The sequence below is a fragment of the Mycobacterium sp. AZCC_0083 genome, assembly GCF_014202335.1.
Classification (GTDB): Bacteria; Actinomycetota; Actinomycetes; order Mycobacteriales; family Mycobacteriaceae; genus Mycobacterium.
In genome coordinates, this window is the sequence record NZ_JACHGP010000006.1 from 330,456 (window position 1) to 349,780 (window position 19,325).

Sequence of the window (19,325 nt, forward strand, 5' to 3'; positions counted from 1 at the left end):
CGCGAGAAGGTGTGCAATGCGCAACATGCTCACCAAATCGCAGCCCACCCCGAAGATGGAGGCCCGATGACCAGCACCGTGTCCGAGTCCACCGAGGACGCCTCAGACGGTGAGGTGAGGTCTCGAAAGGGCCCGCCGGTCGACCGTGTGGTCTTCGCGGTGGCCGCCGCCCTCGCCGTCGCCTTCGTGGTCTGGGGTGTGGTCGCGCCGAAGAAGATGGATGACCTCACCGGCAAGGCCATGTCCTGGGTGACCGGGTCGTTCGGTTGGCTGTTCATCCTGACCAGCGCGGCATTCGTGCTGTTCTCCGCATACCTGGCTCTGAGCAGGTACGGCAACATCAAATTGGGCCCCGATGACTCCGTGCCGGAGTTCTCCAAGTTCTCCTGGGTGTCGATGATGTTCGCCACCGGCATGGGCATCGGGCTGATGTTCTACGGCGTTGCCGAGCCGCTGTTCCACCTGAACGCCCCACCGATGGGGATGGCCGAGCCCGGCACGCCCGCCGCCGCGCAGCTCGCGATGGAGTACACCTTCTTCCACTGGGGCTTCCACCCCTGGGCGATGTACGCCGTGATCGGCCTGTCCATCGGGTACTTCGCCTACCGCAAGCGCAACGGCAACCTGGTGTCGGGGGCATTCCGGCCGCTCATGGGTGACCGGGTCGACCGGGCACCGGGCAAGGCGATCGACATCGTCGCGATCTTCGCGACCCTGTTCGGCTCGGCGACGTCGCTGGGCCTTGGGGCGCTGCAGATCACCGGGGGAATCGACCGGCTCTTCGGCCACGGCGCCAACTCCAAGTGGCTGGCCGTCGGGGTGATCGTGTTCCTCACCGCGTGCTTCGTCATCTCTGCGGTCAGTGGGATCGAGCGCGGCGTCAAGTGGCTGTCGAACGCCAACGCAGTGGCCGCCGCGGTGTTGGCGCTGTTCCTATTCGTGGTCGGGCCAACGGTTTTCATCCTCGGCACCTTCACAGAATCGCTGGGCGGCTACCTCACGAATCTGCCTGCGATGAGCTTCCGCGACGGTGTCTTCGACTCGGGCGTTGCCGCGCCGTGGCTGTCGACCTGGACGATCTTCTACTGGGCGTGGTGGATCTCCTGGACGCCGTTCGTTGGCATGTTCATCGCCCGGATCTCGAAGGGCCGCACGATCCGTGAGTTCGTGGTCTACGTGATCCTTGTCCCCAGCTTCGTGTCCTTCGTCTGGTTCTCGATCCTCGGTGGCTCGGCGCTCGACCTGCAGTTGAACGAAGGCAAGGACATGGGTGCGGTCGTCAACGCGGGCATGGAGGGCGCCCTGTTCGAGACGCTCGGCAGCTTCCCACTCGGGGCCTTCACCTCTGCGCTGGCGGTGTTCCTCATCGCGATCTTCTTCGTCACCGGTGCAGATAGCGCCTCGATCGTGATGGGCATGCTCAGCCAGAAGGGTTGCGAGGAACCCCGGCGCGGGCTGATCGTCTTCTGGGGTGTCACGACGGGAGCCGTCGCTGCGGTGCTGCTGTGGGCCGGCGGCCTGAGTGGATTGCAGACGCTGGTGATCCTGGTAGCCGGGCCGTTCATGTTGGTGCTGATCGCGATGTGCGTATCCACGTTGAAGGCATTGCGGGAGGAACCGTACGAATCGACGCTGCCGCCGCGGGTACGCCGCGCAGTACTCCACGCCCAGCAGCAAGACCGGTTGCAGCATCAGTCGATTGCGCTGGCGACACTGGGCTGCGACGGCACCTACGACGGGGAGGTCGCCGAGACCGAGAAACCCACGGTCACAACGGGAGTCGACGACTGACGTTAGTTGTGTGAGATCCGCTTGTTCACCAGCCGCGTCAACCAGGCCGGCGAGAACCGGGATCCCAACGCCAAGGACTTGGCCTGCGAACCGACCGGGTAGTGCACTTGGTGGAGCACTCGCCGCGGCCACGACGGGTCGACGGCCTTGACGATGTCGTCGGCGATGTCCTGTGCGGTCAAGCGGATGCCCAGCGATTCCGTCGTGCCGGTCTTGACGTTCTCGGTCATCGCGGTCTGCACGTACAGGGGCCACATGGCGACCAGACGGATGTCGTACTGGTTCCATTCGATGTCGAGTGCCTCGGTGATGGCGCGGACGAAGAACTTCGTCGCGCTGTAGTTCGCAAGCTCGGGCTGGCCGTAGATCGCCGACGCGGATGACAGGTTGACGACGACGGCGCCTGCCGTGGACTTCAAGTAGGGAAACGCGGCGTGTAATCCGTTGACCACGCCCTTGGTGTTGATGTCGATCTCCTCGTGGTGTGCCCGCACCGCGATGTCCTCGAAGCGGCCGGCCAACAGAATGCCCGCGTTGTTGATCATCACGTCCAGGCGGCCGTCGGCGGCCTGCACGAACTCGGCGACCCGCTCGGCCATCTCGTCGGCGTCGGTGACGTCCAAATGGCCCGTGACCACCCTCGCGCCGAACTCGTCGATCTCGTCGGTCAAGGACTTCAGGCCGACCTCGTCGATGTCGTACGCCCCGACCAGATAGCCGTTCTTGGCGAAGGACAACGCGGTCGCACGGCCGATGCCCGCGGCGGCACCGGTAATGAAGACGGACTTCTGGTTGTTCATAGTGGTCATGATGTCTCGTGCGGGTGCATGCTTGGGGGGCACCAAAGGAGTGGCCATGCGAATGCTCGCGCACCTCGCCATACCGGGTTGCCTGGTCGCACTCGGGTTGGCAGGACTGATCGCTGCGCCGGTGGCCGCGGCGGACTGCAACGACTCCAGTGGGACGACGGTCTGCGCGCAGGGCGACATCCGTGGCACGCATGCGCCACCGCCGAGTCGGCCCGCCTACGGGTTTGGCTTCGGCTACGGCTGCGGTTACATCTGCTACGGCAGCTTCGGGTCGTCGGTCCCCGTCGGGCCCTAGGCCTTTCGGCTAGGGCAACACCAGCGAGGCACCAAGGGCGATCATCATGACGGCGATGAAACCGTCGAGGAAGCGCCAGGTCAAAGGGGTGGCGAATTCAGGGCAACGGACACGACGTCCGCAAGGCCGATCGAGGTGAACGCGGTCGGCCATATCGGCACCGGTCCCAGCAGGCGGCGCGCCTTGTCCAGGGTGCGGTGTTCCCAACGCGGGTCGTCGCCCTCTCCCCAGGGTTCGGTGATGCCCGATGACAACTCGGTACCGTCGTCGGTTCGTACCACGACTGAGCTCAGCCGTCGTCTCGGGAACTCGGCCGTGAGGTCCGGATCCACGACGACGCGCATGAGTGGCAGCAGCCGGTTCGCGGCGGGGTTGTCGAAGTCGCCCAATGCCTCTGGCACCCCGTACCGGCCCAACCCCAGTTGGCAGGCGACCGGCCAGACGAGGCTGTACTGAGCCTGCTCGGTGTCGGTGGGCGGCGCGGTCGCGAGTGCTGCGGCGGCATCAAAGGTACGAATTTCGATGGAGATGACCTTCGCCGGGTCGAATTCCGCTGTTTCCGTGATGGTCTTGGCGGCTACGACAGCCGACTGCGCCCACCGACAACAGGGGAATGGCTTTACATACGACTCCTCGACCACCCGGCGCCGATCCCAGTCGGTGAGCTCCAAATCCGCGAATTGCCCTGTCGTGGACGTGAAACCGGAAGCTGCGAGAAATGCGCTGGAGACCCCGACCATTGCTCCCCAACCGATGCCGTCCTTGGTCATGGCGGGCTCTGCCACCGATCGCATGATCAGTGCGAGCGGGGCGTGGTACTCGGCGAGACCGATCGCGTGACGACAAGCCGCCTCATCGGACCCGAGCAGTCGGGCGGCTGCCGCGGCGGCACCCACGGCACCCCAAGAGCCGGTGCCGTGGTACTGCGGCGACCGGTCATGTTGGGCGATGGCGGCGCGCACCGCAACCTCGTAGCCGACGGCAATCGCGGCGAGCGCTTCGTTTGCCGACGCCTGTACGTGCTCGGCGACCGCGACCGCTGCCGGGATGACGACGGCGCCCGGATGCCCCTTGGTCAGGCTGTGCCCGTCGTCGAGGTCCAAGACGTTGGCCAGCACCCCATTGGCCCAGGCTGCGGCTGCCGGGCTCAACTGTCGGCCGTCAAGCCAGGCGGTTGAACGGCCAGTGCCGAAGATCGTCTGCGCCGTGTCGGCGGCAATGTGGGCCGCCGGTGCCGGTCGCCCGGCATGACAGACCGCTGCCAGATCGAGCACGGCCAGTTCGAGGCGGCGCCGCGCCGACTGTGACAGATCTACGAGTTCGAATGTCGTCGCGAACTCACTAGCGGTGCGTGCAGCGCTCACGAGACGCGGCCAAGTCTGCGTGCCCACCATGCGTGGAAGTCCATGACCGAGCTCTCGGTGATGGGAGACAGCGGGCCGGGGCGATAGCCAGAGGACGCTATTCCGGCAGCAGTCTTCTCACACAACGCCCAGTCCTGTTCGGAGGTGGCGACCCACACCGCCGCGACGTCGCCGATCTCGTAGTCGATACCGGCGCGGGCTCCCTCTCGTACCTGGAACGTGACGTCGACGTGGGTGGTTCTCTCGTCGATCGGTGTGAGCCGCGTGGTCATCACATAGTCTGCGTTCACGTGAATCCAGCTGTTGGGCAACGTCACTATTCGGACGCTGCCGACATCGGGTGAGGTCAGGTCACCGAGCAGCGGTCCGACCAGTCGGCCGGACATGGACTCGGTCAAGAAGCCGTCCTTGAGCGGGAGACGTGCGACCCGGAAGAAGTCACCATCGGGGAAGCTGACATCGTCGACGGGGAATCCTTGTTCAGCCCAGCGACTCCGCTGCTGCGCGACTACCGCCTCGTAGCGCTTGTTCGTTCGGCTGTCGCCGGACATGCCGAGTTCGTAATTGGACAGACAGAACTCAGGGTGATTTGGCGAGCAGTGATAACACTCGCGGTTGTTCTCCACCAACACCTTCCAATTGGCGGCCACCTCGTAATGGTGAATGGAGACGATCTGTGTGGCCTCGGGGCGATACCGTGCGACGTGCGCAGTGATCGCATCGGAAGCGGGATCGATCGGTGGTGGATTCTCGGAGAAACAGATGAAGACCAACCCTGCGAATTCGCGCACCGATACTGGCGCAAGACCGAGATCGGATCGCAGTTCGGCCGTAATGGCATCACCCATATGGGGCGCACCGACGAAGGACCCGTCGAGCCGGTAGGCCCAGTTGTGATACGGGCACACCAACGCTCGGCCATGGTCTGTCCCATCCGGCTTGATCCGGCAACCGCGGTGGCGGCAGGTGTTGTGCATGGCGGTCAGGGTGCCCTCTGCGGTGCGGACGAGCAGCACCGATTCTGGTCCCACGGTCCACGTGAGGGTGTCGCCCGGATTCGCGATCTGTGCAGAGGTGGCGGCAAGCAACCATCCGCCGTGGAAGACGTCGGTGAGTTCCCGCTGGAAGATCGCTGGGTCGTGATAGGCGGCACTCGGCAGCGCCCACCCAGGCCGAACGCCCGGCACCGGAGCCGGCTGGTGTGAGGTCATCATGGTCGCGTCAGCTCTCATCGGTGATAGTGGGCGCTGAAACCGGGGTCGGTCAATGCGGGTCGGCCGGGTTCCAGACCCGTGATGTCTTGTGACGTCGTCCCTTTCAGCGCGAGATCGGTGAGGACCTTTCCCATCAGGCTGGCGAACTTGTATGCGTGTCCAGCGCCGATGAAGACGCAGATCCGGGGATCGGACTTCAGCGGACCGAGGACGAAGTTGTTGTCAGGGGGAATGGTGTAGAGGCAGGTCTTGGTGTAGAGCTCCGGTCCGAGGAATCCCGGGATGCGTTCGGCCAGGAAGTTTCGCTGCCTTTCGATCCTGACGGGATCGACGACGAATGACCGTGAGCGCGCGGTGACGTGGTGACCGCCCAGATGCTGGCCCAATTTCGTGGCGACCTCGCCGTAGACGGGAAATCCGTAGAAGTTGTCTTCGCCGTGCCACATGAACACCGGGAATCTCTTGGGAGCGAAGTCGGCAAGATTCTGGGTCGCGTAGTACGTGACCTGCTCCTGGGTGACGACATAGGGCAGCGGTGTCGCTTCGGGCGGCAGAATCTCATTGGTCCAGCCGTCGGCGGCGGTGATCACGCGGCGGGCCAGGTAGGTCTCGTCGTCGGTCACCACCTCCACGCCGCGGGGCGACGACCGCAGCGCGCGGACGGGGTTGTCCTCCTTGATCACCGCGCCTCGTGAGCGAGCCAGCGCGACGTGCACTGCGACGCCCTTGGCTGCGTCGACGAGACCGGATTCCCTTTGAAAGATCGCCATCTCGTCGCCCCGGAGGGTGTACTGCGGCCAACGCGCCATCACCTCGTCCGCAGTGAGCAGCTCGAAGTCCACACCATGATCGCGGAATGCGCGGACGTAGCCTGCGATATTCCTGTCTCCCGTGTCGAGTCCGGCACGCGCAGTGACGTCTTCGATGATCAGACCGCCGGTTTTCAGCACGAGCTGGATCCCCGACTCAGTCTCGACGTCGTGCCAGGCGCGGTAGGCGCCGGGCGCAAGGGTTGCGTAGGGCTCCTCGAACTGAGCCAGCCGGATGATGCGGGAGTGGTCTTGCGAGGCGCCGTTGGAGTGACGCAGGTTGAACTGCTCCAAGCCGAGGACGCGTTCGCCGGCTCGGGCCGCCCAGTAGCATGCGGCCGAGCCGATCCCGCCCACACCGACGACGATGGTGCCGAAGTCGCGATTCATGACGGAGCTCATGCCTCGATGGCGGGCGCGGGTGCCACGCCGCCATGGCCCCGTAGGTCGTAGTTGCCGGCGATCAGAGACGCGCCGAGGTCCCTGACGTAACCGTCGACGCGGTAGTGCAGGGTGAAGGTGCGCGTATCGCGGAAGATCTGCTCGAGCTGGTAGCTCTTGAAGATCGACCGGGCACCGCATACGTCGAAGGCCTGTTGCGTCACCTGCAGGGAGATCTCCTTGGCCACCGCGAGCGCCTGTACCGACGCCAGCTCGGCGGATGCGCCAGGGTGTTCCTCCCACGCCCGTGCGGCTGCGAATAGCGATGTGCGAGCGGCCTGCACGTAGGACGACATCATGCCAAGTCGATGCTGAATCAGGTGATCGGAACTCAGGTGCGGACGTTCCTGCACCCATTGGATGGCGAACTCCAAAGCGCCTCGGGCGGAACCGATGTGGTTGGCGGCGAACCCCAGTGTGAACGTTCGCGGGTCGCTGTTCTCGAACCAGCCGCTGTGACCGAACACCGCCGAGTCGGGTACCTCCCAGTCATTGATGCGCAATCCCCAGCTGACTGTGGAGCGCATACCGAGGGTGTCCCAGTTGTTGATCCAATCGATCTCGGGACTATCGCGGGGCACCAGGATGGCCACGCTGCGGGCGTCGTAGTCCTCATCACCGGGGACGGACGTCCAGATGATCAGGTAGTCCGCGCCCGGCCCGACCGACGCGAAGTGTTTCTCGCACGTCAGACGCCACCGGCCGTTGTCGCCACGGACCAGTTCGGAGGTGGAGTTGCCCTTGTTGGTCTTGCCAGGCACCGATTCGCTGCCGATGGACGCGACTCGCTGCCCGGCCTTCGCGATCGGGATCAGGTACTCCTTGGCCTGTTCCTCGGTGGCGACGTGGGCGAGCATGCCCATGGCGTGGGAGTGCACTTGCAGTAGCTGACCAGTGGGCGGATCGATGCTGGCCAGGTGCTCGAGAACCTCGTAGTACTCGACGTACCCTTCGTCGCGCCAGAGCCCGTCCCCGCCCCACTTCTCCGGAACGGTCAACGCCAGGAGTCCGGCGTTGGCGAGGTCGACGAAATTCTGCTCGGGAAAGATTGCTTCGGAGTCGTACCGTGCGGCACGTTCCCGGAAGGCCGGAGCGAGCGCATCGAGGGTTGCCAGCCGCTTGGCATTGCTTTCGGTTGTCATCGTGCTCCTTGGATCTGGCGCCTGAGTGGATGGCGCAGGATGGACTTGACCTCGAGAAATGAGCGGTGCCCGAGTCTGCTGCGAGGGCATCAATTGCAACTATGACAATTTGAGTGGGGTTTATTGCAACAATCCTCACATGATCGCCGCCGCCGAGCCAAGTGTCGGGTGTGAAGACTGCGTTAACTCCGAAAGCGGGTTGTCGTTGGTTCCATCTCCGCGATCACACCGGCGTGGGCGATCAGACCGGCCAGCAGTGCGGTGCGGGGGACGATGCTCGCGATCTCGACGGTTTCGCGCCTGCTGCACTCGTCGAACGCGACGGGTCCCAGACCATCGAGCACGAGCGTGCCCTGGTCGGCAACGAAGCTGCCGTCGGACCCACCCGCCTCGGCGACGCCGAACGGTGTCCAACCGGCGGTTTGAGCCAGCTCGACGGCCATGGCGAAGACGGGCGCGGAGCGCTCGGCGGCCATGGCGGGCCGGGTGATACCACCGAGCACCTCAACCTCGGGCCGCCCGCACGGCACCGTGCACGCGAGGTCTCGGATCTGTTGCGCCAATTGCCATCCCGTTTGCGTGTCGGGGGCCCGCAGATCGATGTGGAGTTCGGCGTGATCGGGTACCACCTGTCGTGCGGTCCCGGCATTCAGGATGCCGACCGTGCAGATGCGGCCAGCATCGCGGTCCGTGAGCGCTTCGACTGCGATGACGAGTCTGGCCGCCGCGCTCAGTGCGCTGATCCCGCTGGGGTCGGTCGAATGTGATGTCCGGCCGATGAATCGAACAACCATGGCGCCGACCGCACCCCGGGAAGTGATCGTTCCGCCGCCTTCGGCACCGGCCTCCAATGTCAGACATAAATCCGCGGCTCGTCCGAGCTCCTCGATCATGGCCCGGCTGCCCACACTGCCGAGTTCTTCGTCGGGGACAAGCGCATAGGTGATCTCGCCTATGTGTTGCGGTGTGATGGTGATGGCGGCGGCAATCGCTTCCACCGCCATCGCCAATGCGCACTTCATGTCCCCGACGCCGGGTCCGCTCAACCGGGTGCCGTCATTGGCGAAAGGCCACTGCGCGGCGGTTCCCCGCGGCCAGACGGTGTCGGCATGTCCCAGCACGAGCACCTTCGGGCCACTGCCGAGCCGTAGGGAGGAGGTGAACAGCCGACCGCGGTCCGGTCCGATCTCGCGGTGGCGACTGATGAAGCCCAATGGATTCAGCGCCTCGCCGATCACCGAGGTGACAGCGTTGACACCGTCGGGATCATGTGAGCCACTGTCGATTTCGACCAGTACCCCGGTTTGCTCGATGATCGCGTCGAGGCGATTGCCGAGTAATCCGGAGAGTTGCTCCATGACTGACGGGAGAGCATTGCTCATGCGGAGATCGATCCGCTTGCTGCGTCGGGGTTCAGGGCGCGGCTTCGATACTCGTGCGCTGCGGGCTCGTAGAGCTCGTGCAGCCTGCGAAGTTCGGTCAATGGCCGGTAGTGATCGTCGACCCGCAGATCGATGAAGGGGAACGGATTCTCGGCGTAGACCAGCAGCGCAGCCGAGCGCAGCGGGTTCACCTCGCCGCCTGCGCTCAGTCCTGCTTCCAGAGCTTCGAGCAGCCGGCGGGACAGGGCGTCATCGGGCGAGGCTGTGAATGCATCGCTCACTGCCGGTCCGACCGCGGGTGTAGCGAGGATGTTGCCCGCGACCCCATGGTCACAGGCTGCGATCTCTGCGAGACCGGTCCGATCAGCCCGATCGCCGGTCCACACGTAGGCCGGTCCGGTCGTGCCGATGGCGGCGAGCTGGCGCCATTGCGCGTGGACGGTGGAAGACCTTGTCCCGTCGACGGATTCCCGAGCGGTCGCACCCAGGGCCATCAGTTCGAGCATGCGTGGACCGAGTCGCGGGTCGGTGCGGTGCTGGGTGACCACAGCTCCGACTCTCGCGCGTATCCAGGGCACTCGGGAACCGATTGCGATGTCGGAGGTTGTGGTCGCGATGCCGAGCTGGCCGGTTCGTTCACATCGCCCGACGATCGAAAAGGTCATGATCCTCCGCTGTATTGACGCCGGGCCACGACGCACTATTTGCAATAGTGTCATCTGAAATTGTGATAGTAGATACCACCGGGTTCCGCTGGGTTTCGTCGGCGTAACTTCTGCTGCAGTTGCGATAGTGGCAACCCGAAGCGACTATGAGCCAACGAACCCAAGGAGCTTTGTGGCAACGAACGATGACGTACGCACCTCGGCAGATCGCGATACCGGTCTTCGCCGGGGTCTGGACATCCTCACGTGCCTGGCCGGTGCGGAAGCCCAGCGATCTGGTGGCCTCGGCGTCACTCGCGTCGCCGAACTGTTGGGTCAGGACAAGAGTCAGATCTCGCGCAGCCTGAAGGTGTTGGCCGAGTACGGGATGATCGAGCGCGACGCGCGGACCCGCGCCTTTCGACTCGGGTGGCAGCTGTATGCCATGGCCGGACTGAGCGGCGACCGGCGGCTGCTCTCGGTCGCCGAACCAATCCTCAAGGGCCTGCTCGTCAAGATCGAGGAGTCGGTTTACCTGGCAGTCGTCGGCGGGCCGAATGCCTTGACGGTGCTCAGCTACGAGTCATCCCATGCGGTCCAGGCACGCAGCAGCGACTGGCCGCTGCACGCGACTGCAGTGGGGCAGGTTCTGCTGACCTCTTTCACAGAGGTCGATCTGCGACGGCGCTACTCCGGCAGAGATTTTCGCTTCCTCGAGCAGAAGGGCTCGGCGGCCACCGAGCTTCTCCTCGAGCGTGTGGCACAGGTACGGGAGCAGGGCTACGCGATCGTGGTCGACGAATTCGAGATCGGGCTGACGGCGGTGGGAGCCCCGGTGTCGGATGGCGATGGCCAGGTGCTGGCCGCAGTCGGTGTATCCGGGCCTTCCTTCCGATTCGCGCCGCGGGTGGACGAGGCGGCCGCGCTGGCGTGCAGCGCGGCGGCCGGCGTGACCCATGGCCTGCGCGATGTCGGCGCCCGGTGAGCCCGAACCCCAGGGGCGCAGTCATCGGGGTCGCGTGTGTCCAGATGGATCCCCAGATGTTGGATCTGGAGGGCAATCTCGTGCGCAGTGCGTCGGCAGTGCGCCAGGCCGTGGAAGCGGGTGCATCGTTCGTCGTTCTGCCCGAGCTGGTCACCAGCGGGTACATGTTCGGCAGCGCAGACGAGCTTCAGGCCGTGGCGCTCGGGGTGGATGACTTAAGGCTGGACGTCTGGCGCCGGGCCTTGGCAGGGTCCGAGGCATTCCTAGTGGCCGGGATCGCCGAACGGGGGCAGGACGGGAACGTCTACAACAGCGCGGTGATGTTGGACGCCTCGGGTGTGGTGGCGGTCTATCGCAAGATTCATCTGTGGAATCGCGAAAAGCGGTTCTTCGCACCGGGTCGTCAGGCCGCCCCGGTGATCCGGACCGCGCACGGGATGGTGGGCGTTCTGGTGTGCTACGACTTGGAGTTCCCCGAGATGCCGCGCTCGCTCGCCCTTCGTGGTGCCGATCTGCTGCTCGTCCCGACCAACTGGGGTCTGTTGCATCGTCCCGCTGGAGAATCGGCTCCCCAGCTTCTCAACGCGCGGATGGCCGCGCGCGCCAGTCACGTCTTCTTGGCCGTGTGCGATCGCTGCGGCATCGAGCGGGACCAGCGTTGGACCGGCGGGAGCGCAGTCGTAGATCCAGAGGGCTGGGTGTTGTCCACACCTGATTCAGAAGGGATGGCCCTTGCCTGGGTGGATCTCGCTGCGTCGCGAGATCGGCAGCTCAGCGAGGTCAACCACATGTGGGGGGATCGCCGTCCTGAGCTCTACCCGTCCTGAGCCGGTGAGCGGTGTTACGTGCGGGTAAGGCCTTTGTTTCTGTTTGTCGGTGCACTTGTGCGCCACCGCGATAGTGGCAATGATGTCAATACGTCAATCATTGTTGGAAACATGACAACAATCTGAGTGGTCGCTTCACTTACACCGACAGAGGAACCAACCCAGATGAGTGCATCTCGCGCGCCATTCGACCTGGCCGCTCCGCGCCCGCTCTCCCGCCGCTCGGTTCTCGGACTGGGGTTGGGGTTCGCCGGCGTTGCAGCCCTTGCGGCCTGCGGATCGAGCACCGGCAGTTCGCCGGCTACCGCACCCGGCAGCGCGGAGAATGGATCGGCCACCCTGCGATTCCTCAACTACCCCGACTGGATCGGCAAGGACGAGTACTCGGCGTTTGCGGCCGCCACTCCAGGAGTGACAGTTGTCGAGACGGCAGCGGCAGAAGGCGGTGTGTCGGCGATCTCGGCCCAGATCGCCCAGAACAAGGGCACTTTCGATTTCGCACTGCTCGGTGAGTTGAACGCGGCTCAGTTGAAGGCCGGCGGCCTGTTGGCGGAGTTCGACCCCGGGCTAGTTCCAAGCCTCACCAAAATCCCACAGAACTTCCGCGACATCTTCCCCTACGGCCTGCCCACCGATCTCGGCAAGGTCGGGATCGGTTACCGCGCCGATCTGGTGAAGAGTCCTCCGACGACGTGGAAGCAACTGTTCGAGATCATCCCGCAGTACTCCGGTCAGGTCATCTTCCCCAACTATGACGTAGATGTCCTCGGCATCGCGCTTCTCGCATTGGGGCACGACCTGAACTCGGACAACCAGTCAGAACTCAACGCGGCCAAGGATCTGATCATCAGCGTCAAACCACACCTGAAGGCGTTCCTGTCCACGGATCAAGGTGCGAGTCTGGCCGACAGCTCCTCCGCGCTGGCCGTCTTCTATGACTACAGCTACGCCTCAGTTGCGCCGGACAACGCGGCCATCAAATGGTCGGCGCCATCTGAGGGCCTGCCGGCCTATGTCGACGGCTGGGCGCCACTCGTTGGAACACAACACATGTCGCAACTGGCGAAGTTCATGGAGTTCCAGCTGCAACCGAAGGTGTACGGCGGCTTCATCAACGCCACACGCGCCTCCTACCTCCTGCCCGATGCCGAGCCCTTCATCGACGCTGCCATCAAGAACGACCCCGCGCTCAAGTACGACCCGTCGCTGAACCTCAAGTTCTACGAGTTCAAGGGCGCCGACGCGGTCAAACTCCGCTCACAGATCTGGGAACAAATCAAGGCCGCCTGAGATGTCCGCATCGGGCCTCACTCGTTCACGTCTGCAGAACAAAGCGTCGCAGGCGCGGGTTCCTCGATCGTTCAGGGGATGGGCGCTGGCGACGCCTCCGATGTTGTTTACGCTGATCTTCTTCGTCGCGCCGCTCGCGCTGCTGGTGCTCTACAGCTTCGGCCAGATGGACATCTTGACCTTCCAGATCAGCTTCGGCTGGACGACCGAGAATTGGCGGACCGTCTTCACCGGAATCTATGCTTCAGCACTCCTGCGTTCGGTGGTACTTTCCGTGGTCTCCACGGCATTGTGCGTTCTGATCGCCTTCCCCGCCGCACTGGGTATGACCCGGATGCCCGCTCGCATGCAGAACATCCTGCTGCTGGCCGTCATCGTGCCGTACTGGATCAGCTTCGTCGTGCGCAACTATGCCTGGCTGACATTGCTGGGTCCCGACGGGATGGTCACCAGATGCTTGGAGGCGGTGCACGTCGTCGATGTCGGAAAAGACCTGCGCTACACCAGCACCGCCATCGTGATCGGCATGGTCTCGAGCTATCTGCCCTTGATGATCCTGCCGATCTACGTGGCACTGGAGCGCATTGACCCGGCGGTACTGGACGCTGCTGCAGACCTCGGTTTGCACGGTGTCCACGCCTTCCGACGGGTAGTCCTGCCACTGTCGGCTCCCGGGTTGATCGCGGGAGTACTCCTGGTCGGCGTCCCGGCGACAGGGGAGTACACGATTCCCGCCATCCTGGGTGGTGGGAAGACGCTGATGGTAGGCAACGTCATCCGCGACAAATTCCTTGGTGTGGGCGACTTTCCATTGGGTTCAGCTCTCGCCGCCACCTTGATGGGGCTGCTCATCGTGGTTCTGGTCGCCAGCCGCAAGAGAATTCGTCAACTCGAGGATGTGCTGTGAAGGCCCGAAAGCGCCCGCTGTTTCCCACCATCGTGCTGGGCGCGGTTCTGCTGCTGCTCAACCTGCCCATCCTGGCCGTGGCGATCAATTCGCTCAATGCCGGTGACACAGTGACGGATTGGACCGGCGTGAGTCTGCGCTGGTTCGGCGAGATCATCGGCGACGACCGGATTCGTGCCGCCTTTTGGAACAGCGTTGTCATCGGGCTGTTCGCGACTGTGGTCTCGGTGGTCATCGGTGTGATGACTACGCTGGCCGCCCGCTTGTTGCCGAAACGGGCCCAAACCGCGTTCACTCTCACCACCTATGCCCGCCTGATCCTGCCCGAGGTGGTGACCGCCGTCGGATTGTATCTGCTGTTCAGCTACCTCGGCATCGGCTTTGGCGTCGCGACCGTCGTTGTCGGGCACGCGCTGTTCTGCTCGGCATATGCGACGGTGGTCATTCAGGCCCGATATGCCGGGATTTCCGACGGCTACGCCGACGCGGCCGCGGATCTCGGCGCCACACCGATGAGGACGTTCCGGCGAGTGACGGTGCCGCTGCTTGCGCCCGCGCTGTTCGTGTCGGCGCTGCTGTCGTTCGCATTCTCCTTCGACGACGTGTTGAGTACGACCTTCCTCAGCGGGCCCGATACCGAGACCCTGCCTATCCTGATGATGGGAATGATCCGCCAGCACGTAACCCCCGAGGTCAACGCCATCGCAGCCACGGTCATGATCGTGACACTCGCAGCGGTCGCACTGCTCGTCGCCGTGACCAACATTCGATCGGTCGCGGGTACGCGTGACCGGCCGCAGTCCTGAAGGAGACATCCGCCGTGAATCAGTCTGGCGAATGGGCGGTGCTCGAGTTGCGTCGGCTACGACGCAGCTACGGTGAGAAAGTCGTCGTCGAAGGTATCGACCTCGCGCTCGAGGACGGTGAATTCTTCTCGCTCATCGGTCCGAGTGGTTGCGGTAAGACAACAACCCTGCGGATGATCGCAGGCCTGGAGAACTCCACGTCGGGCACCATAGTGCTCGAGGGACGCGACGTGACCGCGAAACCGGCGTATGACCGCAACGTGCACACCGTGTTTCAGAATTACGCGCTGTTTCCCCATCTTACGGTTGCCGAGAACATCGCCTTCGGCCTCAAGGAGAAGCATGGCAAGGGACGCGATGTGCGGGACAAGGTGCAACACATGCTCAAGCTGGTTGAGCTGGCCGGGCGCGAGCACGCTCGGCCCCGTGAGCTGTCGGGCGGAATGCAGCAGCGTGTCGCATTGGCGCGCGCCCTGGTGCTAGACCCGGCGGTGCTGCTCCTCGATGAACCCCTCGGTGCTCTCGACCTGCGTCTGCGGCGCCAAATGCAGTTGCTGCTCAAACAGATTCAGCACGAAGTCGGGATCACCTTCGTCTATGTCACGCATGACCAGGAAGAGGCCTTCTCGATGTCCGATCGGGTCGGAGTTATGGACCAGGGGGTGCTGGTCCAGGTCGGGACACCACGCGACGTATATGGCAGGCCGGCTACGCCGTTCGTCGCCGACTTCGTAGGTGCACGTAATCAATTGACTGCCAAGGTGATAGCGCAGGAGCCGGATACGGCCGATGTCGACATCCCGCTGTTCGGGCGCCGCAGGGCTCCCGCTGCGGACGGATTGGGATCGGAAGCGATGGTGATCATCCGACCGGAGGTGGCGACGTTGACGCGGTCCGGTACCGGGGCCAGATTCACGGTCGAGGACGTCAGTTTCCAAGGTCCCCAGACCTCCGTCCTCGTACAGGGTGGAGCTGGTGTCAGTCTCACACTGGTGCAGCCGAGCCACACCATTCCGGCCGGGCTCGTGCGCGGAGAACAGGTCGTGGTCGACATCGCAGGAGAAGACCTATGGGTCATCCCGACACTGTGACCTCGCATGCCCTCATGGGTGAACCGACCGTCATCCCGCAGGAGGAACTGCCACAGCGCGTCCGGATCGTCGACCCGGTGTGGATCCCGATGCGGGATGGGCGACGGCTCTCGGCTCGAGTGTGGTTCCCCGAGACCCCGGTGGTACCAGCGGTTTTGGAAGCCATGCCGTACCGTCGCGCCGATATCAGTCTGGTCGACGATGAGATGCGGTTCCGCTACGTCGCCGCACACGGGTACGTGTGCATCCGGGTCGATCTGCGCGGCAGCGGGGACTCCGACGGCGTTCTCGATGACGAGTATTCGGAACAGGAACAGGCCGACGTTGCCGATGCGATCTCGTGGGCGAGCGAACAGTCCTGGTGCACCGGCAAGGTCGGTGCGACCGGGATCTCGTGGAGCGGTAGTTCGTCAGCGCTTGCGGCATGGAACCAGGTACCTGGCCTGGCGGCTGTGATCACCGCATGTTCGAGCGATGACCGTTTCCTCAACGACGTGCATTACATCGGCGGCGCGGTACTGGGCTTTTACATGCACGTCTGGTCGCATGTGGTCACTGCCTTCAACGCCCGTCCCCCCGACCCTGCCGTCGTCGGATCGGATTGGCGGCGGATGTGGCTGGAGCGGCTGGAAGCCAATCGGATGCTCAGCCAACACTGGCTCTTGCACCCCACCCGCGACGAGTACTGGCGTACGGGTTCCATTGCCGCCGATTACGGGCGTATCGAGGTGCCGACGCTTGCGCTGAGCGGCTGGGCAGACGCCTATACCGACTCGGCGCTGCGAATGGGGCTCCACGTCGACAACGCTCCGGTGTGGGTGATCATCGGACCGTGGGGTCACACGTGGCCCGAGCGCGCCGTACCCGGACCCTCGATCGGCTACCTCCAGCTGGCGGTGCGCTGGTGGGACCACTGGCTCAAGGGTGTTGCGAACGGAATCGAGGACGAGCCGCCACTCCGGTACTACCAGGAGCAGTGGGACCCGCCTGCCGCCGACTCTGACACCCGCTGCGGCTCATGGCGTTCCAGTGCCCTGGTGCCGACGATAGATCGCGGTGCCGTCGTGTTGCATCTCTCTTCCGACGGAGTGCTCGACCGCGCACCGTCGGGTCCGTTCGCGTTGACCTGCCGTACTCCGCAATCATTCGGTTCGCTGGCGGGATCCTGGTTGCCGTGGGGCAATCCCACCGACCTGCCGGCCGATCAGGCTCCGGAGGACACCGCGTCGCTGACATTCGATGGGCCGCGACAGAACACACCACTGGAGTTCGTCGGGGAGCCGGTGCTGCGGCTTGCCGTGGAGGCCGACAAACCACAAGCACACGTGATCGTGCGTCTGTGCGACGTCGCACCTGACGGCACGTCGTTGCTGCTGACACGTGGCGCGCTCAACCTCACCCACCGCGAAGGCCACGACCATGCCGTGGCGCTCGAGTCGGGCAAGGTCTACGACGTCGCAATCCCACTCAAAGGGGTGGCGGCAACGATTGCACCAGGGCACCGGCTCCGAGTCGCGCTCTCCACCACCTATTGGCCATGGATTTGGCCGGCCCCCGAAGAGGCGACCGTGACTGTCCGCGGAGGAAGACTGGCGCTGCCACAACAGCCGGGCAAGGCGGTGCTGCCTCCGCCGATCTGGGGTCCACCGGTCGTTACCGCGGCGCCGGCGGTCCAATCACTGCGGCCTCGGCGGCCGCTGATGGGGGAGACGGCCGTGGACCCGCAGACTGGCGAGCACGTCTATACGCTGCGCCGAGACCTCAACGGGATCCAACGCTTTCCCAACGGACTGCTATACGACGACACCGAGGATGGGCATTTTGTGATCAGAGATCGTGATCCGCTCTCGGCGCGTCTAGAGCTGAGCCGCACTGTCGTGATGTCGAGAAGCGATGGCTGGTCGACGCGAGTGGAGACCAGCTCGACGATGAGCAGCACAGCCCACGACTTCTTGGTGCGGACGACGCTGCGGGCATGGGAGGGCGAGGATCTGGTCTTCTCCCGTGACTACGACGCAGCCGTTGCACGACACCACAATTAGCGAACCAACGATCGGCCAACATTGGAGCCCTCATGAACGTCGCCTATCTCTACCAACGTCTGGGAATCGTGATCGAGGACATCTACTTCGTCGAGCCGAACCCGGACCCCGGGGAGGAAGGGCCTGAGCGCGGCGTCCGAGTCGAGGTTCGGCACATCGAGAACCACCCGCTGTCAGGCTCTCGATACTCTGCCTATCCCATCTCCATCGGGACCGCGATATGGCGCGCCGATCTGCTCGGCTCCGTCGCCGCGGGGCCCGGTGCCCGCGACAGGATGCACTACCACCCCTTGATGGCCGATGACGAACCCGGTGATCGCCAGTTCGAACCTGCGATCAAGGCGGATCCCCTCGGTTGGATCGCGACGCAAATCGAGCAGGTCGAGGAGATCGTCGCGGCCAAGGTTCCCGACGTAACGGCATATCGGCACGATCTCGCCGAGATCCGTCGCCAGGCGCCACTGATCGTCGGGTCCATCGAGCAGATGATGGAACAGGTGCACCGCATGGAGCTCGCCGAGGAGCCCGGATAAACCCACCGTCTCCACGTTGACCGCGTCGGCGTCCATCGCGAGGCTGTAAGGATACGACGCCTGGAAACAGACTGGGCTACAACGGAACACTTGGATCCGATAGGGACCCCGCGCGGCGGACGTCACTGATTCATCTGTCGCGGGATCGGTGCCTTTTGCGCTGGCAAGATCCTCGGCCGGGTCGGCGCACCATCGATCGATTCCGTTCCGCAGCCGCGTCCGCCCACCTACACCAGCGGCACCCCGATCGTCGTGGCCGCCGGAGGTGTTGTGCGCCAACGAAAGCCACCGAACAACCGACGAGCACCGGTCTCTTGACACTCAGGGCGCGCCGGCTAGGTCAACACCAGCGAGGCACCAAGGGCGATCATCATTACGGCGATGAACCCGTCGAGGAAGCGCCAGGTCAACGGGGTGGCGAAGAGGCCGGCCAAGCATCGGGCGCCGAGTCCGAGGCTGACGAACCACACCGCGCTGGCCGCGACCGCTCCGACGCCGAACAACCAGCGACTGTCCTGGTGTTGGTTGGCCAGTGCGCCGAGCAGCACGACGGTGTCCAGGTAGACGTGCGGGTTGAGGAACGTCAACGCGGCGCACGTGAGTAGTACTGCGCCCAGTCGCGCGGGCGCGGCGTCGGCCGGGGTCAGCGCCGATGGCCGGAATGCGCGGCGCGCAGCCAACAGCCCGTAGCCCACCAGGAACGCGGCGCCGCCGAACTTCGCCACGTTCACGGCGCCAGGGTGGGCATTGACCAGTGCGCCGAACCCCGCGATGCCCGTCGCGGTGAGGACGATGTCGGACACCGTGCACATGGCCACCACCGGCAGCACGTGCTCGCGGCGGATCCCCTGGCGCAGGACGAACGCGTTCTGCGCGCCGATGGCGGCGATCAGCGTGAAGGACGCGACGAATCCGACGAGTAGGGGTGAGTTCACGCCATCGACGCTAGGGCC

18 protein-coding genes are annotated in these 19,325 nt (G+C 64.4%); 10 read left to right on the forward strand and 8 right to left on the reverse strand.

The features are described 5' to 3' along the window. The first annotated feature begins 66 nt into the window (after positions 1-66). A complete protein-coding gene (locus tag HNP02_RS17130; protein WP_184440492.1) occupies positions 67-1,791 on the forward strand; it encodes a BCCT family transporter in 1,725 nt (574 codons plus the stop codon). Between the two features lie 2 nt (positions 1,792-1,793). Here HNP02_RS17130 and HNP02_RS17135 read toward each other — a convergent pair whose 3' ends face one another. Further along, positions 1,794-2,591: an SDR family oxidoreductase gene (locus HNP02_RS17135; protein ID WP_184440822.1), complete on the reverse strand. Its 798-nt coding sequence runs from the start codon at positions 2,589-2,591 to the stop codon at positions 1,794-1,796. Between the two features lie 55 nt (positions 2,592-2,646). Between HNP02_RS17135 and HNP02_RS17140 the strand changes: the two genes are divergently transcribed. Continuing rightward, on the forward strand, positions 2,647-2,895 hold the full coding sequence (locus HNP02_RS17140) for a hypothetical protein (RefSeq protein ID WP_184440493.1): 249 nt from the start codon (positions 2,647-2,649) through the stop codon (positions 2,893-2,895). Positions 2,896-2,975: 80 nt separating this feature from the next. Here HNP02_RS17140 and HNP02_RS17145 read toward each other — a convergent pair whose 3' ends face one another. From HNP02_RS17145 to HNP02_RS17170, 6 genes are all read right to left on the reverse strand, one after another. After that, entirely contained in the window at positions 2,976-4,259 is a 1,284-nt protein-coding gene (locus HNP02_RS17145; RefSeq protein ID WP_184440495.1) for an MmgE/PrpD family protein, read from the reverse strand. Beyond that, entirely contained in the window at positions 4,256-5,491 is a 1,236-nt protein-coding gene (locus tag HNP02_RS17150; RefSeq protein WP_184440497.1) for an aromatic ring-hydroxylating dioxygenase subunit alpha, read from the reverse strand. The genes HNP02_RS17145 and HNP02_RS17150 overlap by 4 nt, the downstream gene beginning before the upstream one ends. Continuing rightward, positions 5,488-6,684: an N-methyl-L-tryptophan oxidase gene (solA, locus tag HNP02_RS17155; RefSeq protein WP_221317671.1), complete on the reverse strand. Its 1,197-nt coding sequence runs from the start codon at positions 6,682-6,684 to the stop codon at positions 5,488-5,490. Before solA ends, HNP02_RS17150 begins: the two co-directional genes overlap by 4 nt. Further along, positions 6,681-7,865, reverse strand: a complete 1,185-nt coding sequence (locus tag HNP02_RS17160) for an acyl-CoA dehydrogenase family protein (RefSeq protein WP_184440499.1) — start codon at positions 7,863-7,865, stop codon at positions 6,681-6,683. The genes solA and HNP02_RS17160 overlap by 4 nt, the downstream gene beginning before the upstream one ends. 182 nt (positions 7,866-8,047) lie before the next feature. Next, entirely contained in the window at positions 8,048-9,247 is a 1,200-nt protein-coding gene (locus HNP02_RS17165) for a M20/M25/M40 family metallo-hydrolase (protein WP_184440501.1), read from the reverse strand. Beyond that, positions 9,244-9,912, reverse strand: a complete 669-nt coding sequence (locus HNP02_RS17170) for a DUF1028 domain-containing protein (RefSeq protein ID WP_184440503.1) — start codon at positions 9,910-9,912, stop codon at positions 9,244-9,246. Before HNP02_RS17170 ends, HNP02_RS17165 begins: the two co-directional genes overlap by 4 nt. Before the next feature lie 172 nt (positions 9,913-10,084). On the opposite strand from HNP02_RS17170, the gene HNP02_RS17175 reads away from it, so the two are divergent. The 8 genes from HNP02_RS17175 to HNP02_RS17210 all read left to right on the forward strand — a co-directional run bounded on the left by HNP02_RS17175 (position 10,085) and on the right by HNP02_RS17210 (position 18,372). Then, positions 10,085-10,876, forward strand: coding sequence for an IclR family transcriptional regulator (locus HNP02_RS17175; RefSeq protein ID WP_184440505.1), 792 nt, complete (start codon positions 10,085-10,087; stop codon positions 10,874-10,876). Then, on the forward strand, positions 10,873-11,703 hold the full coding sequence (locus HNP02_RS17180; RefSeq protein ID WP_309241590.1) for a nitrilase-related carbon-nitrogen hydrolase: 831 nt from the start codon (positions 10,873-10,875) through the stop codon (positions 11,701-11,703). The genes HNP02_RS17175 and HNP02_RS17180 overlap by 4 nt, the downstream gene beginning before the upstream one ends. Positions 11,704-11,868: 165 nt before the next feature. Next, positions 11,869-12,993, forward strand: a complete 1,125-nt coding sequence (locus HNP02_RS17185; protein ID WP_184440509.1) for a PotD/PotF family extracellular solute-binding protein — start codon at positions 11,869-11,871, stop codon at positions 12,991-12,993. 100 nt (positions 12,994-13,093) lie between these two features. Further along, positions 13,094-13,900, forward strand: a complete 807-nt coding sequence (locus tag HNP02_RS17190) for an ABC transporter permease (protein WP_184440511.1) — start codon at positions 13,094-13,096, stop codon at positions 13,898-13,900. Continuing rightward, positions 13,897-14,706, forward strand: a complete 810-nt coding sequence (locus HNP02_RS17195) for an ABC transporter permease (protein WP_184440513.1) — start codon at positions 13,897-13,899, stop codon at positions 14,704-14,706. Before HNP02_RS17190 ends, HNP02_RS17195 begins: the two co-directional genes overlap by 4 nt. A 14-nt stretch (positions 14,707-14,720) precedes the next feature. Beyond that, positions 14,721-15,797, forward strand: coding sequence for an ABC transporter ATP-binding protein (locus tag HNP02_RS17200; RefSeq protein WP_309241591.1), 1,077 nt, complete (start codon positions 14,721-14,723; stop codon positions 15,795-15,797). 14 nt (positions 15,798-15,811) lie between these two features. Further along, positions 15,812-17,839 carry a CocE/NonD family hydrolase gene (locus HNP02_RS17205; protein WP_184440515.1) on the forward strand — a complete coding sequence of 676 codons (2,028 nt, stop codon included), beginning with the start codon at positions 15,812-15,814 and terminating at the stop codon, positions 17,837-17,839. Positions 17,840-17,871: 32 nt separating this feature from the next. Next, on the forward strand, positions 17,872-18,372 hold the full coding sequence (locus HNP02_RS17210) for a hypothetical protein (RefSeq protein WP_184440517.1): 501 nt from the start codon (positions 17,872-17,874) through the stop codon (positions 18,370-18,372). Between the two features lie 335 nt (positions 18,373-18,707). On the opposite strand, the gene lysE is transcribed toward HNP02_RS17210, so the two are convergent. Beyond that, complete coding sequence (gene lysE, locus HNP02_RS17215) at positions 18,708-19,307, reverse strand: L-lysine exporter (RefSeq protein ID WP_184440519.1); 600 nt, start codon at positions 19,305-19,307, stop codon at positions 18,708-18,710. Between the last annotated feature and the right edge of the window lie 18 nt (positions 19,308-19,325).